16 protein-coding genes are annotated in these 16923 nt (G+C 61.3%); 11 read left to right on the plus strand and 5 right to left on the minus strand.

Annotated features, from left to right (window positions below; translation table 11 throughout):
• Positions 1 to 169: 169 nt before the first annotated feature.
• The 6 genes from ACQKI2_RS17935 to ACQKI2_RS17960 all read left to right on the plus strand — a co-directional run bounded on the left by ACQKI2_RS17935 (position 170) and on the right by ACQKI2_RS17960 (position 5015).
• Positions 170 to 1177, plus strand: a complete 1008-nt coding sequence (locus ACQKI2_RS17935) for a glycosyltransferase (protein ID WP_427380989.1) — start codon at positions 170 to 172, stop codon at positions 1175 to 1177.
• A 92-nt stretch (positions 1178 to 1269) separates the two neighbouring features.
• A complete protein-coding gene (locus ACQKI2_RS17940) occupies positions 1270 to 1578 on the plus strand; it encodes a hypothetical protein (RefSeq protein WP_427380990.1) in 309 nt (102 codons plus the stop codon).
• A 38-nt stretch (positions 1579 to 1616) separates the two neighbouring features.
• Positions 1617 to 1967, plus strand: a complete 351-nt coding sequence (locus ACQKI2_RS17945) for a DUF1491 family protein (RefSeq protein WP_427380991.1) — start codon at positions 1617 to 1619, stop codon at positions 1965 to 1967.
• Between the two features lie 97 nt (positions 1968 to 2064).
• Positions 2065 to 2469 carry a hypothetical protein gene (locus ACQKI2_RS17950; RefSeq protein WP_427380992.1) on the plus strand — a complete coding sequence of 135 codons (405 nt, stop codon included), beginning with the start codon at positions 2065 to 2067 and terminating at the stop codon, positions 2467 to 2469.
• 78 nt (positions 2470 to 2547) lie between these two features.
• Complete coding sequence (locus ACQKI2_RS17955) at positions 2548 to 2916, plus strand: hypothetical protein (protein WP_427380993.1); 369 nt, start codon at positions 2548 to 2550, stop codon at positions 2914 to 2916.
• A 497-nt stretch (positions 2917 to 3413) separates the two neighbouring features.
• Positions 3414 to 5015: a peptide chain release factor 3 gene (locus ACQKI2_RS17960; RefSeq protein ID WP_427380994.1), complete on the plus strand. Its 1602-nt coding sequence runs from the start codon at positions 3414 to 3416 to the stop codon at positions 5013 to 5015.
• Here ACQKI2_RS17960 and ACQKI2_RS17965 read toward each other — a convergent pair.
• Positions 4984 to 5463 (minus strand): PAN domain-containing protein, encoded by a 480-nt coding sequence (locus ACQKI2_RS17965; protein ID WP_427380995.1) that lies wholly within the window; start codon positions 5461 to 5463, stop codon positions 4984 to 4986. The genes ACQKI2_RS17960 and ACQKI2_RS17965 overlap by 32 nt on opposite strands.
• An 81-nt stretch (positions 5464 to 5544) precedes the next feature.
• Positions 5545 to 7371, minus strand: a complete 1827-nt coding sequence (locus tag ACQKI2_RS17970) for an ABC-F family ATP-binding cassette domain-containing protein (RefSeq protein ID WP_427380996.1) — start codon at positions 7369 to 7371, stop codon at positions 5545 to 5547.
• 177 nt (positions 7372 to 7548) lie between these two features.
• Here ACQKI2_RS17970 and ACQKI2_RS17975 point away from each other — a divergent pair, with 177 nt between their 5' ends.
• A complete protein-coding gene (locus ACQKI2_RS17975) occupies positions 7549 to 9834 on the plus strand; it encodes an Ig-like domain-containing protein (protein ID WP_427380997.1) in 2286 nt (761 codons plus the stop codon).
• A 25-nt stretch (positions 9835 to 9859) separates the two neighbouring features.
• On the opposite strand, the gene ACQKI2_RS17980 is transcribed toward ACQKI2_RS17975, so the two are convergent.
• Both ACQKI2_RS17980 and ACQKI2_RS17985 read right to left on the minus strand, forming a co-directional pair.
• Positions 9860 to 10531 carry a pseudouridine synthase gene (locus ACQKI2_RS17980; protein WP_427380999.1) on the minus strand — a complete coding sequence of 224 codons (672 nt, stop codon included), beginning with the start codon at positions 10529 to 10531 and terminating at the stop codon, positions 9860 to 9862.
• A 19-nt stretch (positions 10532 to 10550) separates the two neighbouring features.
• Positions 10551 to 11630, minus strand: a complete 1080-nt coding sequence (locus tag ACQKI2_RS17985) for a class I SAM-dependent methyltransferase (protein WP_427381000.1) — start codon at positions 11628 to 11630, stop codon at positions 10551 to 10553.
• A 113-nt stretch (positions 11631 to 11743) separates the two neighbouring features.
• Between ACQKI2_RS17985 and ACQKI2_RS17990 the strand changes: the two genes are divergently transcribed.
• Together ACQKI2_RS17990 and ACQKI2_RS17995 are read left to right on the plus strand one after the other, a co-directional pair.
• A complete protein-coding gene (locus ACQKI2_RS17990) occupies positions 11744 to 12154 on the plus strand; it encodes a helix-turn-helix domain-containing protein (protein ID WP_427381001.1) in 411 nt (136 codons plus the stop codon).
• A gap of 6 nt (positions 12155 to 12160) precedes the next feature.
• The gene (locus ACQKI2_RS17995; RefSeq protein ID WP_427381002.1) at positions 12161 to 13024 is read left to right on the plus strand and encodes an alpha/beta fold hydrolase; all 864 of its coding nucleotides are present in this window, start codon (positions 12161 to 12163) and stop codon (positions 13022 to 13024) included.
• A 64-nt stretch (positions 13025 to 13088) separates the two neighbouring features.
• On the opposite strand, the gene ACQKI2_RS18000 is transcribed toward ACQKI2_RS17995, so the two are convergent.
• Positions 13089 to 14339 carry an acetyl-CoA C-acetyltransferase gene (locus ACQKI2_RS18000; RefSeq protein WP_427381003.1) on the minus strand — a complete coding sequence of 417 codons (1251 nt, stop codon included), beginning with the start codon at positions 14337 to 14339 and terminating at the stop codon, positions 13089 to 13091.
• Positions 14340 to 14770: 431 nt separating this feature from the next.
• Between ACQKI2_RS18000 and ACQKI2_RS18005 the strand changes: the two genes are divergently transcribed.
• Together ACQKI2_RS18005 and ACQKI2_RS18010 are read left to right on the plus strand one after the other, a co-directional pair.
• Positions 14771 to 15190 carry a TadE/TadG family type IV pilus assembly protein gene (locus tag ACQKI2_RS18005; RefSeq protein WP_427381004.1) on the plus strand — a complete coding sequence of 140 codons (420 nt, stop codon included), beginning with the start codon at positions 14771 to 14773 and terminating at the stop codon, positions 15188 to 15190.
• 1 nt (position 15191) lies between these two features.
• The gene (locus ACQKI2_RS18010) at positions 15192 to 16922 is read left to right on the plus strand and encodes a pilus assembly protein TadG-related protein (protein WP_427381005.1); all 1731 of its coding nucleotides are present in this window, start codon (positions 15192 to 15194) and stop codon (positions 16920 to 16922) included.
• Position 16923 lies beyond the last annotated feature (1 nt).

Consider the following 16923-nt stretch of genomic DNA (forward strand, 5'->3'; position numbering starts at 1 on the left):
TGAATAGCGCTTCTTCTTCATCGCGAACTTCCTCCTTCAGGAAATCCGCCGGAAAACTAACATCAAATCCGGACCAATTTCTCCAGATCACGTCAATATCAGATCTTCTGCGATGCTGGACATGTCCGGGATGATGGGGATTGCCGGAAGTATACTGAGGCGCCCCTTGTTGCCGCTGCAGAGTCACCTGTTTCTGAACAAACCGGCGACAGCGGCTGTCATGGAAGCGGTGGAACGCATTCGCCCGGATGTGATCGTGTTCGACATGGCGCGCCTCTCCCATCTCGCCCTGGCCATTCATCGCCGCTATCCGGGCATTCGTCTGGTCCTGGACATGGATGACCGCTTGTCGAAACGGTATCAGCGGATGCTGGCCAACGAGACCGTAGGCGATCTGGGCGGCACATTCGAAGCGCGGCTGCCAGGCGCCATCCGCGTGCTGGTGCCCAGGCTCAAGAAGCTGTTGCTGCGTGTGGAAAAGAGCCTGATGGAACGCTCCGAGCGGCGTGCTGCGGACGTGTTTGACGCGATCCTGATGGTGTCGGCTCTGGAAGCCGATGAGATGCGGACTGATTGCCCCGGGAAAGCCGATGTCGTTGCCTTCCCGCCTCTGATCAACGAATTTCCCGTGCCGCAGCAGGATTTTAGCCGGAGTGTGCGCTTTGTCTTCATTGGCAATGCCGGATACGCGCCCAATGCCGAAGCGCTTGAACTGCTCGACCGTGCGGCGGTTCAAATTAGCCGGGACACAAGCAGTTCGGATGCAGATTACAGCTTCCAGGCTGCCGGCAAGCCGCTGGCCCATGCGGCTTATCAGAAGGTCGAGGTGGCTGGCTTCGTGCCTGACCTTTCCGCCTTCCTGGCAGGCAACGCCGTGCTGGTGGCGCCCCTCCTTCAGGGCACGGGCATCAAGACAAAGATCATCGACGCGCTGGAGCACAGCGTTCCGGTCATCACCACGCCGGTCGGCGCCGAGGGCCTGGGGCTGACCGAAGGCGAACACTTCATCTGCGTGCTGGGAGAAGACGATCTGGTGCAGGCTTGCCTCCACATCATACGCTCTCCGGAAGCGCGCGGAGGCCTGGCCAGAATGGCGGCGGCGGCACGCAACAAGGGCCTGACAAGCCAGAACCGGGCGATCCTGAGAGACCGGCTGACTTTTGCGTTCGGCCTTTGAGCCCGCCTCCAGGCGGGCCGAAAAAGCGGTGGCATAGCCCCGCGAAGCGTGTCACGCTTGCCTATTACTATCAGCCAAGGGGATATCTCAAAATGAGAATGGCAATTGTGGCAGGCGCGCTGGCGCTTGCGTTGACGGCATGTGGTGGCACGGGCGGGTCCAAGGCAACCATGGTGAAAGCCTGCACCGATGCGGGTGAGGACCAGGCAATGTGTTCCTGTATCGCCGATGGCCTGGAAAAAAGTCTCGACGCCAAGACGTTCAACATGGTCGCCAAAGCGATGGCGCAGGGGGAAGAAAAGGGCGGTGAAGTTCTCGATAACCTCCCGGCTGAAGAACAGTCCAAGATCATGAGCGCGATGATGAGCACCGGCATGCAGTGTGCCTTTGGCGGCGCCTGATGCTTGACGGGCAGGCGTGAGGCGGGACATTCGGACCGATGATGGAACGCCTGCCAGCCAGACTATGGACGGACGCGCTGATCCGCCGGGCAAATCTTGCCGGGGCCAGCGCGTTCGTCACCCAGCACGGCGATGAAGATCGCGGCGATGTGCTGGTGAAGGTCGCCCGGCTGGATGGTACGGCTGCGGCCTATATTCCCTCCATGAGCCTTGAGGGCGAGCGTATCTTCCTGAACCTCACTGTTCAGGGGATCGGTCCGGATGAAGCGGCCGTGGACGATTATGTCCGCCGCGCGAAGACACGCGACAGCGACCTCTGGGTCATCGAGATCGAAGACCGGGAGGGCCGGCACTTCCTGACGGAAGATGTTGAAGGGGACCCAGCCTGACGGGCTGCCATGTTTGCGCCGCAAGGCTGATGCGACTGTAATCTGGCCAGAACGCAATGCGCGAGGCATCCTCCCTTCACTGACAGGAGGAGATTCCATGAAATTGATCATTGCCTGCGCCCTCGCCGCGCTGACGCTTACGCCTGCCGCTATGGCCTGCGAATCCTATGTGGCCGATGTGAACAAGGCGGGCCTCGCCGTCAAAGCCGCCAATAATGAGCGGATGGCCGTGCAGACCCGGTTTGAGGACGCTGAAAAGGAGCGTGGCCTCGTCCGCAAGGAAATCGACACCAAGGGCAATACGCCCGAGCGCCAGGCCGAGATCGACTTCTTCCGCGCCGAAATCCGCGCCGCCGAGCTTGCCTGGACCGACCGCCAGCCAGAATGGGACGCTGCCGAGGCAGAACTCGTGACTGCGATTGACGCGCATGAAGGTGCTTGCGGCGCAAATGCGCGCACCGGCGCCCTGATGGAAGCCCTCGGGCTGAAACTCAACCGCTGAGGCCAGCGCCATAAACCGCCTGTTTACCCTATCCCAGCAGGTTGTGGCCTGCTGGGATAATCGGGGGCCTGGGCGGCAATGCTGTTCCTTCTGAATGACATCGTGACCGAGATCGAGGCGCCGGAGATGCGGCTGCTCGTCCGCAAGGCCGTGTTCGGCGGCGATGTGCATGGGATGCGGCCGCGGGAGGCGATGGAGCTGGTGCGCAGCCGCCTGCAGGCGGTGCATGACCGGGGCCAGGTGCCAGACCGCGCCATGGTCGACGATCTCGCCGCCCTGATCATCGCCAAGACCGGCGCCAATGCCGCACTGTTCCCCGTGCATGATGGCCGTGTGGCCGAAGCCCGCCTGACGATCCTGCCCGAAGCCATCCTCGACGCCGTCCGCACGCGCCTCGCCGAAGGCCGGGGCGCTGATACGGGTGCGTTCTGGACGCGGGCGGCCTGACTTAGGCTGCACAAAGCTTCGGAAACGGGTATCGACGGTCAGACGGCTTGATCTTCACGCCAAACAACTTGATCGCCCCAATATCGGATCAGCGGTGGCACATCGTTGAAACGAAGCTCAAACCAAAACTGGTCCTTCCATAGCCGCTCGCTGCCGTTCGTCATCCCGCCTAGCACAACTGAACCGCCAGCTTCCTCGTCGGTGTTCGTTACGTGCCAGCGCATAGCCAGCCCGCCGATAGATACATTTATTACCCCGTCCCATTCGTCCGTCGGGTCGAAATGGATAGTGTAGGGTCCCTCAGGCCCCCTGAAGGATAGACTGAAAGCCGTTGGAGTGGTCGTCCGCATTAATCAAAACTACTGCGGACGGTGAGTGTATTCAATGTGCCACGCGGCTCCGCTTGGGGCCGAACCGCCTAATGCCCCGCCACAGCCAGCCCCTTCATTCCATTCGCCAAATCGGCTAGGGCCTCCGGCGAAGAGAGAACCTGACCCATGTCGCACGTAACCGAAGCCGCCCGGCGGCGCACCTTTGCCATTATCTCGCACCCGGATGCGGGCAAGACGACGCTGACGGAGAACCTGCTGCTCGCGGGCGGCGCCATCCGGGCGGCCGGCGAGGTGGCTGCGCGCGGCGAGGCGCGGCGGACGAAGTCTGACTGGATGAAGATCGAGCGCGATCGGGGCATCTCGGTCTCGGCCTCGGTGATGACGTTTGAGTTTGACGGCTTCATGTTCAACCTGCTCGACACGCCGGGCCACGAAGACTTCTCCGAAGACACCTACCGCACGCTGACGGCGGCTGACTGCGCCGTCATGGTGCTCGACGCCGCCAAGGGGATCGAGCCGCAGACGCTGAAGCTGTTTGAAGTCTGCCGTATGCGAGACATCCCCATCGTCACCTTCATCAACAAGATGGACCGTGAAGCGCTTGAGCCCATCGCGCTGCTCGATGAAGTGCAGGACAAGCTGCAACTTGATACCGCGCCCCTCTACTGGCCCGCCGCCAGCGGCCAGCGCTTTGCCGGCATGCTGGACCTTGCCCGCAACCAGTTCCTGCAGTTCGAGCGCCGCCCGGGCGAGCCTGCCCGGATTGGTCCGGCCACGGAAATCTCCGGCGAGCCTGAGAGCCTTAAAGCCAATCTCGACCCCTACGTTTTCGCCGAGATGGTGGAAGGCATCGAAATGGCGCGCAGCCTGCTGCCGGAATTTGATCCGGAAGCCTTCCGCGCCGGGAATATGACGCCTGTGGTGTTTGGTTCGGCGCTGCGCTATTTCGGTGTGGCGGAACTCCTGCGCACCCTGCATTCCTATGCCCCGGCGCCGCGTGCCCAGAAGGCGGTCAAAAAAGGCGCCGAGGTGATGATCTCGCGGGATGATCCCTCCGTCAGCGGATTTGTCTTCAAGATCCAGGCAAACATGGACCCCAACCACCGCGACCGCGTGGCCTTCCTGCGGCTCTGCTCGGGCGAGTTCCGGCGCGGCATGCGCCTCAAAACCACCAGCGGCAAACAGCTCAACATCCATAACCCGCTGATGTTCATGGCGCAGGACCGGGAAATCGCTGAGACTGCCTATGCCGGCGATGTGATCGGCGTGCCCAACCATGGCCAACTGCGCGTGGGTGACTCGCTTTCGGAGAATGGCGACATCCAGTTCGGCGGCATCCCGAACTTTGCGCCCGAGCTTCTGCGCCGCGCCCGCGTGAAAGATCCGATGAAGGCCAAGCATCTGCGCAAGGCGCTGGAAAGCCTGGCCGAAGAGGGCGTCACCCAGCTCTTCCTGCCCGCTATTGGCTCAGACATGATCGTCGGCGCGGTCGGCCAGCTTCAGTTCGAGGTGATGATCGAGCGGATGACGGCGGAATACAATCTCGAAGTCATGTTCGAGCAGGCGCCCTATAACGTGGCCCGCTGGATGGCATCGGACGATCCGAAGAAACTCGAAGAGTTCCTTGAGCGGAACAAATCAGCCACTGGCACGGACCTGGATGGCGCGCCCGTATACCTTGCAAAGAATGCCTGGGATGTCGGCTATGCCCAGGAGAAAAACCCCGGCATCCGCTTTACGGCAACGAAGGAACGGGCTCTGGCGTAACCCCGCCGCTGAGCTGGCCCGGATCGGCTGCGGGCGCCGGGACAGGCACCGGCATATCGCCCAGGGTTGCCGTTTTCAGCTTTGTGGCCACGCCGGAGGTGGCGAGCGGGTTTTCTTCCTTCCGCCCCTGGCCTGCCTTCAGTTCGCAGCGGGCAGGTGAGGCGCCATAGGTGTCCACGAATGACCAGGCCTTGCAGCTTGCGTCGCTGTCGCAGGCCGCCTCGCAGATAAGCGCCGTTGCGGTGTCGGTGACAGAATAGGTCGCGCCAAAGCGATAGGTGTTCGGCTCATGGCTCGGCGGCGCGGTGTAGGCGGCCTCCTGCATCGCTCCGGTGGCTTCCAGCGGCGCAATCGGCGGGACCGAGAGCGTCTTGCCATCCTTACCATCGGCATGGGCGCTGGCGGCAAGGCCAAGACAGGCGGCGGCGATCAGCGTGGCAAGGCGCATGGCTAGGGACTCCCGGCATTTATCCACCGGGCAGACTACCCCCACCCCGTTAACGAAGCGTTTGCCTTCAAAATCGGGGGCCTAGCTGCCGAGGCTTTCCCGCTTTTCCTCGATCTCCAGCCATTCCATCTCGATCCCTTCCAGCTCATCGCGCGCTGCGCCGATGCGGGCAGACTTCTTGTTGAAGCCATTGGGATCGCGGGCATAGAGCTGCGGGTCGGCAAGGTCAGCCTCGAGCTTTGCAATCTCCGCCTGGAGGTTGGGAATAAGCGCGTTGATCTCTTTCTGCCGGTGCTCGTCCTTGTAGGAGAGCTTGGTCTGCGGTTTGGGCTTGGCCGGGGCAGGCGCGGCGGCTGGCGATTTCTGAGGCTCCGCCTTCGGAGCATCCTTGCGGCGCACGTCTTTCAGCTGTTCCTGCGCGTCGCTCCAGCCGCCCGCGGTCTGGATCCACTCTCCCCCGCCGATGGGCGAGAGACAGCTTGTCACCGTCGCATCCAGAAACGCCCGGTCATGGCTGACGAGGATCAGCGTGCCTTCATAATTCAGCAGCATGTCTTCCAGGAGGTCGAGGGTCTGCATGTCGAGGTCGTTGGTCGGCTCGTCCATCACCAGAAGGTTAGACGTACGCGCCAGGCCAATAGCGAGGGCCAGCCGGTTACGCTCTCCGCCCGACAGCGCGCCGACAGGCTGGCGCAGCTGTTCGGGCTTGAACAGGAAGTCCTTCGCATAGGCGGCCACATGGCGCTGGTGCCCCTGCACCATTATGGAATCCCCGCCCTCTGGCGCCAGCGCTTCCCAGATCGTGTCCCTTGCATTGAGGGTGTCGCGTGTCTGGTCCTGATAGGTCACCTGCAGCGTCTTTGAATGGTAAAGCGTACCGGCATCAGGCGGTATTTCGCCCAGCAGAAGGCGCACCAGCGTCGTCTTGCCCGCCCCGTTGGGCCCAATGATGCCGATCCGGTCGCCCCGCAGGATGCGCAGGTCAAGATCCTTCGCGATGACGAGATCGGTTCCCTCCGGGGTCTGATAGGTTTTCGAAAGCCCCTTGGCCTCGATCACCTTCTTGCTGAGGGAGTCGCCCGCATCCGCCGTAATCGTTGCCAAAGCCTTCCGGTCATTCAGCGCGCTGCGCACCTGCGCATGCTCCACCTTCAGCTGCCGCAGCCGGGCAAGCCGGCCCTGATTGCGCTTGCGCCGCGCGGTGACGCCGCGGGCCAGCCAGTGCTGCTCGTCCTTGAGGTGGGTTGTCATCCGTTTCAGTTGGCGCTCGTCCTCCTCCTCGATCTGCTCGGCCCACTGATCGAACTTCACATAGCCTTCCGGGCTTTTCAGCACCTTGCCCTGGCGCAGCCAGAGCGTATTGGTGGAGATGTTCTCCAGGAAGCGCCGGTCGTGGCTCACCACCAGCACAACCCCGTTGAACGCCTTCAGCCGGCCTTCCAGATACTCGATCATCGGCACGTCGAGATGGTTCGTCGGCTCGTCGAGCAGCAGGATCGTCGGCTCCTGCGCAAACGCCTTGGCCAGCGCCGCGCGCCGCATCTGCCCGCCGGAAAGCGTTTTGGGGTCGGCGGCCGGATCAATGCCGAATTCCATCAGTTCCGCCTCCGCCATATAGGCGGCCTCCAGCCCGTCGCTCGCATAGTCGAGCACGGTGGCATAGCCGGAGAGGTCGGGCTCCTGCGCGACATTCGCAAAGGTCACGCCCGGCTGGCGCCATACCTCGCCGGAATCTGGCTCGGCCTGCTGAGATACAATCTTCATCAGCGTGGACTTGCCCGCGCCATTGCGACCCACCAGCGCGGCCCGCTCGCCTTTCGACAGCGCCAGCGTCACCCCCTCGAACAGGGGCGTATTGCCAAAGGAAAGGCGCACATCGGTGAGGGTAATCAGGGGAGGTTGAGCCATGGCGAGGGAGATAGCGGCTGGCGCTGCGCCGCGCTAGGGCGGAGGTTCACCGGCACGTTTCATCGCCTGCGGGAAACGGCTGTGAGTTTTCGCCGTCAGGGAGAAGCCAGGTGATGGCAGTTTGAAAAACCTGTCATAGAATTCTGGTAACTACAGATTTTATCCGGGGCCTTTTCCATGAATTTCACCCAGCTGCGCGCGGTCGCCACGTGCGCCCTCCTCACCTTTGCACTGACAGCCTGCGGTGGTGGCGGAGGAGGTGGGGGCGGCATCGGCGGCGGCTCGGGAAACTCGCCCCCGAGGTTTACCAGCCCAACATCGTTTACGTTCAGTGAGAACCAGCAGATTGCGTTCATTCTTACGGTTACTGATGCTGATGGCGACAACATCGTCATTCGTGATGACGCTCTGGGCGATGGCCACCTGTTTCAGGTGACGGTTGGTTCGGACGGCGGTGTGGTGACCCTCAACCCGCCTGATCGGACGCTCAACTATGAACAGCCTGAGGATGTGAACGGTGACAATGTTTATGAGCAGACCATCACGCTTTCAGACGGCAAAGCGACGACCACAGCGGTTATCCGCGTAGCCATAACGGATGCGGACGATCCGCCGCAGTGCACATACCGTGCTCAGGTTGATTGGTATGAGAATGAAACGGGCCTAGTTTATACATTTGATGGCTTCGATGAAGATGGCCCCGGTACGTATAGTCAGCTTCAACTGGTCCGTTTCCCAAATGGTTTGTGGGGACGCGAGGATTTTGAATCTGCCTTTCAACTTGATCAGACTACGGGCGAGCTTTCTCTGAACCGGGCTTTCGACGCAGACCAGATGGAGCCCAACAACAATATTGATTTTGCGGTACAGTATAGTCAGGCAGGGGTTCAGATTGGCTGCAACCTTTCTGTTACCCCAGTTAACGTCGATACTATCGTCACTTCTGGCGTGCGCCTCAAAGGAATTGTTCACTCCACTGCGAACCTAGGAGACCTTGATGGGGATGGGCTGGATGAACTCTGGGTGGAGACCGCAATTGTAACCGATGGAACCAGTCCCCAGCCCGAAGCTTATATCGTCTACGGTAAAACGCTGCGTGATGCATTTTCGGAAACGGGTGCCGGAGACATCGACCTTTCCATGCTGGCGAATAATGAGGGCGTTCGTCTCTTTGCGCCTTTCCCGCTTCCTTTCACGGGCGTGGTCGGAGGAGCCCAGGAAACGTTTATCCCCAACCCGATTGGTGATGTGGATGGTGATGGGTTGCCCGAAGTGCTTATCGGAATCCGTCCTGGCACTTCATCTCAGACAAGTGTGGCAACCCTTGATCGTCCTTATGCATATCTTGTTTGGGGCAGTGCGCTGGCTGCAAATCCTGGAAGCATAAATTTGCTCACCAGTTCTCCTGGCCAGGCGTTGGCCTTTTCGGGTGCAGGCAATATTTCCCGCTTGAATCTGGATGTCCTCAGCGGGGATTTTGATGGGGACGGCGTTCCGGATGTTATTATCAGTCTTCCAGATATGCAGTCCCCGACCAGCGGATTTACTTCACGGATGTATGTTATTTTTGGCGACACTCTCGCCAGGTCCCGCGCTCTGGGAACGATCCGTGTCGATACGAATAGTGAGGTTGCACTATTTACCCAACTAAGCCCGTCAGCTGGCTTTTCCGGGCCGGGCGCCAGATTGCTTTCACCAGGGGATTTCGATGGTGATGGTAAAGATGAACTGTTGGCCGCCGGATCGCATTTGTCGGGCAGCTATGTGTCTGGCGACGATATCGCCTCTGCGCCGCGAAACGTGCTCGTGGATATGACGGGTATCGCACTACCTTTTTCTCATTTCATCCGTATGCCTTGGTTTAGCCGCCAATCACCAGATATGTCGGCTGATGGTATTCCTGACGTGGTTTTCAGCATGGACAGCTCGCTCAACTCTGGAAATATAGCCCTGATCGCCGAGGGGCGGACCTTTGCCGACTATTATGAAAATGCGCCTCAATTGAGCTTGGCGCTGGGAAACGAGGCCGCGACCCGAATCTTGTTCGCCGCTGATGCAATGGGGGAAGCCGACAGTGTCGGTATCGGCGATATTGATGGCGATGGAATCCAGGATATCGCCTTGGGCATCCCGAAGTTTTCCAATTTCGAGGAGGGGCCGGTCGTCCGCATTGTTTTGGGATCTGCCATTCTTGGAAGCGGGAGCCAGAGAATTGATGTGGAGGCGTTGGCACCGGGGCAAAGTCTGGAGATAAGAGGGGTCCCTCGTGGAGGCCTCGGCCTTACCACAGGCATGTCTTCAATATCAGATATCGATGGCGATGGACGCATGGATATTGTGCTTACATCCTTTGGGCGAGGGGAGGTTTATATCATCCCAAGCACGGAGATCATGACTGCGATCAACGCGGGCCGGCAAGTTTTGGAACTGGAGCCCCGGTTTGCATTCGAGCCAACCAGATAAGGATATTTGTTTTATCGTCAGCTTGTCAGCTCAGCCCAGCCCGCTCCGCGTCCGTTAGCAGCCGCCACTCTCCCTCGCGCAGGTCGCCCAGTTCCAGGGGGCCGAAGCGGGCGCGGTGGAGGGTTTCCACATGGTTGCCGGCGGCGGCGAACATGCGGCGCACCTGATGGTAGCGCCCTTCGGTGAGGGTGAGGCGGGCGGCGCGCTCGCCGGTGACTTCCAGCGTGGCGGGCAGGCAGGGCTTGTCCTCGCCGCGCAGGATGAGGGAACCTGAAGCGAAGAATTCCTGCTCAAAGCCTTCCAGAGGCCGGGCGAGGGTGGCTTCATAGGTTTTCGGAATATCCGATTTGGGCGAGATCAGCCGGTGCAACATGGCGCCATCATCCGTAAACAGAATAATCCCTGTCGTGTCCGCATCAAGCCGTCCGATGGAGGAAAGTTTCGGATCGCGCTTCAGGAAACGCGGCGGCAGAAGATCATATACCAGCTTTCCCTGATCCTGATGCGAACAGGTATAGCCCGCTGGCTTGTGCAGCATCAGCACCATGCCGGGCGCGGGGTCCAGCGGCTCGCCATCAAAACGCACCTCCTCGCCCCAGCCGGTCACCCGGCCGCGCCGGATCGCCGCTTCCATCTCCTTACGTGACCCGTATCCGAGCCCGGCGAGATGTTTTGCCAGCTTGCGTGTGTCGTTCATGGTTCGGCTCAGATCCTGATCACTTCTGGCGCTTGGGCTTTTCGGCCTTGATGATCTTGTAGCCGTCTTCGTCTTCCAGCATTTCCTGGCTGCGGAAGCAGGCGGAGAGTTCTGCCTCATACGGAAGATGCCGGTTGGCCACCAGCCATAGGGTGCCGGAGGGTTTCAGCGTGGCGGCGGCGGCGCGGATGAAGGCACGGCCCAGCTCCGAATTGTCCGCCCGCCCCGTATGAAAAGGCGGGTTCATCACGGCGAAATCATAGGTCGCCCGCGGCATATCCTTCAGCGCGTCGCCCCAGCTCAGCCTGCAGCGATCAGCAAACTCCGCCATCGTCTGCTCCTGGCAGAAGAGGGCGCGGTAATCGGCCTCGAACAGGTCCATCCGCTCAACATTCGCGCAATGGCGGAGGATTTCGCGGCTGAGGAAGCCATTGCCTGCGCCAATATCCACGCCAATGCCCTTGGTGTATTCGGGCACACTGTCGGCCAGAAGCTCACTGCCCGGATCAATCCGGTCCCAGCTGAAAAGGCCGGGCCGGCTCCAGAGGCCCGGCTCGATCTCGCGCGGGGCATCCTCTTCGATCCAGTCCTGCGCCAGGTCTTCATTGACAAGGCTGGCATGTTTCACGGTCCAGAAGGCCCGGCATTTATGCTTCGACAGGCTTTCGGCGTCTCCAGCGATCTCGGCCAGCGTCTTCTCCGCTGTCTTGCCGCCCAGCGTGTTGGGCAGGCTTGCCAGCACATAGCCGCCCTCGGGCGCTGCCAGCAGCGCGCGGGCATACAGCGCGCGGGCATAGTCGCGCTGCCGGGGCGGCACCACGATCGTCAGCATCGCTTCGGGAATGTCCACGCTATCAGGCTCCAGCACGGAGTACCCAGCCGCCTTCAGCGCGTCATAGGCCGGCTTCATGCTGGTGCGGCAGACCACGCGCTCCTTCGGCAATTGCGCCAGCCAGCCGCCCGGTTCGGCATTCAGCACCAGGATCGGCCCAGTTTCAGGCACGGGAACGGCGCCCGTATCCAGCGCCAGCAGCAAGGTATCAAAAACAATCGGGTCCATCATCGCGGGAGCGATAGCGGCTTGGTTGCTGCCTGTCACCTGACCGGTGGCATCCGTTTCCACGCATCCAGTTCGTGCGGACCAACAATTCAGAGATTGACTCCGTAAAGTACAGCATTATACATCATCAAACGAATAATAGGTATCATAAAGTGACAAATAAACTCTTCTCCGTCGAGGCCGCCGCCGAGCGTCTTCAGTTGCATACCCGCACCATCCTGCGTTTTATCCGCGAAGGGCGCCTGAAGGCGACCAAGATCGGCAAGCAATACCGCATCCTTGGGTCCGACCTTGATGCCCTTGCCGGAATTAGCGTTTCCGAGGCTGGACCCAGCGCCCGCGTCACGGCCGTGGTTGATGTACCGGATGTGGATGAGCGCCTGCTCCAGCGGATGACCGCAAGCCTGATGGGGGCGGTCGCTGTTCCAAACCCGCAAGGCGATCCGCTATCCGTCAACCTTGCGCATGATCCCGTGCGCCGGACGCTGAAAGTCATTGCTGTCGGTTCGCCCAATGACGTGGCAGGCCTGCTCGGCCTCGTGGACATCTGCCTAGAAGGATAAGAAGACATGGCATCGGTCTGGAAGTCGCCAGAGGGGTCGGAGATCGTCCGTGAACGGTATTCGAAGGCGCTCGGCCACTGGCCAGGTGAATACCGCGCCTTCCATGTGCCGACCCGGTATGGCGAAACCTTTGTCATCGAATCCGGTCCGGCAGAGGCGCCGCCGCTGGTGCTGCTGCATGGCACGGCGTCGAACTCGGCCAGCTGGATGGTCGACGTGGCAGACTGGCAGCAGTATTTCCGGATCATCGCGATCGACATCATCGGCGATGCGGGTTTCAGTGCTGAGATGCGCCCGCCGCTGGAGACAGATGATCACGCGTCCTGGCTTGACGATGTCTTTGCTGCACGCAGTATCCGCCATCCCGCCATTGCCGGTACGTCGCTGGGTGGCTGGCTGGCGCTTGACTATGCCGTGCGCCGCCGTGGCTGGGTCAGCCAGCTCGTGCTATTCTGTCCAGGTGGGGTTGGGCGAAACTTGAACATTCTCCTCTGGGCCCTGCCACTGTTGCTGCTGGGATCCTGGGGGCAGCGCAAACTGATTGAGCGCATTGGCGGCAAGCGCACCGGACCGCTCGGCGCACCTCAGGCGGCAATCTCCGGCCTGCTGGAACTCACCTTCGCGCATTTCGTTCCGCGCCGGTCGAACCTTCCGCAGATCACCGACGAGGCGCTTCGCTCCCTGACAATGCCGGTGCTGGCTATCCTTGGTGGCAAGGATGTTTTCATAGACAGCGCCGAGACGCGCGCGCGCCTTGAGGCGAATGTCCGCAATCTGACCGTCCGCTTCCTGCCCGATGCCCCGCACTTCATTGCGGGGCAGACTGAAGCTGTGCGGCAGTTCCTGCTCGGGGATCGGGTGGACTATTGACCTCTCAGAAAAAACCCCGCCGGTTTGAACCGGCGGGGTTTCGCGAGCTTTGGTGCTTCTAATATCAGGCGTCGAGACGCTCGATGATGATCGCAGGCGCCATGCCGCCAGCGGCGCACATCGTCACGAGGCCATAGCGCTTCTGCGACCGCTCAAGCTCGTCCAGCGCGGTGCCGATGAGGATCGAGCCGGTGGCGCCGATCGGGTGGCCAAGGGCCATGGCGCCGCCATTGATGTTCACCTTCTCGCGGTCGAGCTTCAGGTCACGGATGAATTTCTCGGCAACCACCGAGAAGGCCTCGTTGATTTCCCACACATCGATGTCGCTGGTGGTGAGACCGGCTTTCTCGAGCACTTTCTTCGCCGCCGGAACCGGAGCGTTCAGCATCAGCGTCGGGCAGTCGCCCATGTTTGCCGTCGCCACGATGCGGCCCCGCGGCTTCATATTGTGCTTCTTCATATAGTCGGCCGAGGCGAGCAGCAGGCCGCCCGAACCATCCACAACACCCGACGAGTTGCCGGCATGGTGGACGTGGTTCACTTTGCCTGCGAGTTGCGGATAAACGCGCGTCAGCAGGTTGCCATAGGTGTTGCCCTGATCATCGACCGGGATGTCCATGTACATGTTGAACACGGTCTTGAGGCCGGCGAGGCTCTCCATCGTCGTGCCGGGGCGCGGGAATTCTTCATGGTCGAGAGCGAGTGATCCGTCCACATTGTAAACCGGAACAACCGACTTGTTGAAACGGCCTTCCTTGATGGCGCGGGCGGCGCGCTCCTGGCTGACGACCGCCAGCCGGTCGACGGCTTCGCGGTCGATGCCTTCGAGCGTGGCGATTGCGTCGGCACAGACGCCCTGCTGAGTCTGCGGGTGGGAGGCGCGCAGGCGCAGATTGCCGGCATCCATCACCGGCGGGTTCTTCGGGTCAGCCGTCGAGGCTGTGTAGCTCATCATCTCGCAGCCGCCGGCGATGACGCATTGTTCCATGCCGGACATGATCTGGGCCGCAGCGAGGCTCACCGTGGTGATGCCCGAGCCGCAGAAACGGTCCAGCGTCATGCCCGAAGCCTTGACGTTATAGCCAGCGTCGAGGGCGGCCATGCGGCCCATGTCTCCGCCTTGCGCGCCGCGCTGGCTGGAGGTGCCCCAGATGATGTCGTCGACGGTCTCGGTATCCAGCTTGTTGCGGTCGCGCAGCTGGCTGAGAACGGTGGCCGCAAGATGCTGCGGGTGCATATGGGCGAGGGCGCCCTTGCCGACCTTGCCAACGCCGCGCGGCGTACGGACGGCATCAACGATAAAGGCATCAGCCATGTTGTTACTCCCTGTCTTTTTAATGATAGGCGCGCTCAGGCAGCGTCTGATTTCAAGGCTTACGCGCGCGTAAGGAGCATGGGAAGCCGTGACGCCGGGGCAGTGGGTGCGATCATTTTCCAGCCGTTAAGTTTGCGCCCAGTCGTCCGGACGCTGACAGAAATAACAGGATGGGTGTCCGGTTTCAGGCCGATTCCTGCGGCCAGGCTTCTCAGGAAGCGGATTTCACCCCCTGATTTAGTTGAAATTTTTGCCGTCACCTCAAGGCGGTCTACCCGATTTTTACTCGTTAAGATTGCTGATTCAGTTTTACACCCTGTAAACGACACGGCCGCCATCATGGGGTGAATAATCAGAACTGCAGTGTTTTCTGCAGGCGAGCCGGGTTTTGCCAGGAAGGAGATTGCCGGCTTAGGCGAAGGAGGCAGTCAATGGTCTACAAAGGATTGAAAAACGAGTCGGGCACAGCCGCGTTGGAGTTTGCCATCATCTCCCCGGTCTTCCTGTTCATGATTGTCTCTCTGCTTGCCTATGGTCTCTACTTCGGCGCGGCCCATACCGTTCAGCAGATTTCAGCCAATTCCGCCCGTGCTGCGCTGGCGGGCCTTGATCTGGATGAGCGCCAGGCGCTCGCCTCGGCCACCGCCTTTGCGTCGGTTGGCGCCAACGGTCTCATCCGGTCCGATGATCTGGCGGTTCACGTATCGGCGGACGCTGATCAGCCTGACCTGATCTACGTCACGGTCACCTATGACGCGACGAGCCTGCCGATCTGGAATCTGGGCCCACCCCTGCCGTTGCCCGGCAAGACCATCCGGCACGTCTCCGTCATCCGCGCGGGAGGGTTCTGAGATGGCCGCTCTGGGCGCACTTCTTGCGGCGCGCCTTCAGCAGGCGCGGGACGAGAAGGGCAATGTCGCGATCATGTCCGCACTGATTTCGCCGGTGGCCGTTCTGATGATGGCAATGGCGGTAGACCTTGGCAGTGTCAGTCTCCAGCGGCGCGAATTGCAATCACTGACAGACCTTGCCGCCATCATAGCGGCGGCAGACCTGAATTCAGCGGAAAGTCATGTTCTCACGCTGCTTACCGAAAATGGCATGGGCGATGTCCAGCTTCTGAAAAAGGAAGAATGGCCCACGCGCCGCGACCCGCGCTTCCCCTCCCGCGCGTGGGCCGAGGTCGTCAAAGGCCACTACATTGCCGACGCCACGCTCCCCCCGGCCATGCGTTTCAAGGCCGGGGGTGAGCCCCTCAATGCGGTGCAGGTCACGATTATCCGATCGGGGGAGTTCTTCATCCTGGCCGGTGTCAGGGAGCCTGCAATGATGACCACCAGCGGCGTTGCCTATGCGTCTTCGGAGGCGGCCTTCTCGGTCGGCTCGCGCTTGGCGCGCGTCGAAGGCGGCGCCATCAACGCGCTTCTCGGCAGCCTCCTCGGCAGCGAACTGACCCTGACCGTGATGGACTATAACGCGCTGCTGGGCGCTGACATCTCCTTGCTCGGCATGCTGGATGTTCTGGCTACGGACCTTAGCCTCTCCGGTGTCAGCTATGACGATATCCTCGACACCCGCATCAGCGTTGCCCAGCTTGCGGCGGCCATCCGCCAGACGGGATCGCTGAACGTTCAGACCCGCGCCGCGCTTGGCAAGATCGAACAGGATGCCGGCGCGCTATCAACACGCATCCGCCTTGCCGACGCCATCGATCTTGGCGGCGTTGGCAAGCTGAAGCCCGAGGATCCCCGTGCCAAGCCTGCCGTCCGGGCGCCGGTGATGGAGCTGCTCACTGCGGCGATCACCGCCTCGAACGGCGCTCATCAGGCAACACTTGATTTGGGCGCCACAGTGCCCGGCCTTCTGAAAACCAGCGTGGAACTCGTCATTGGCGAGCGCCCGAAGAGCTCTCCCTGGCTGCGCCTGTCCGGCCCCAATGCCGTGGTCACCACGGCGCAGACCCGTCTCAAGGTGGAGTTTGAACTGCCTGGCGCTGCGCTGCTCGCCGGCGCGAAGGTGCGCATCCCGCTCTATGTCGAGGTCGCTTCAGCCGAAGCCCAGCTGCGCGCCGTTTCCTGCCAGTCCTCCCGCTCCGGAGCGCCCGTGGTCACCATCGCGGCCCAGCCTGCAGTTGGTCGCGTCATGATCGGGGACATCAAGCGCAACGAGTTTGCCCAGATTGGGCGCACCATGAACGTATCCCTCACCAGGATTGTCGATACGCTGCTTCTGGATGTCCGGGCGAAGGCAGATGTTCGCATCGGCAATGAGCGGTCTACGGATCTTTCCTTCTCCCGCGCAGATATCGACGCCAACCGCAGCCAGACAGCCACCACCCGCGATTATACCGCATCGCTTCTCGGCTCTGCCCTGCGCGAGCTGGATGTGCGCATTGATGCCGGGCCCCTGTCTCTGGCAACGCCGTCGCTGGTGCAGGCAGCCCTTGCCGCAACCCTGACGCCTGTACTGGAGCCCGTGGACCGGGTGATCTTCAACCTGCTCGCAACACTCGGCGTGCATCTGGGAGAGGCGGATGTCCGCGTCCATGGCGTCACCTGCCAGGCGCCGGTGCTCGTCCAGTAAA

The organism is Hyphomonas sp. NPDC076881, from assembly GCF_050269995.1.
Lineage (GTDB): Bacteria > Pseudomonadota > Alphaproteobacteria > Caulobacterales > Hyphomonadaceae > Hyphomonas.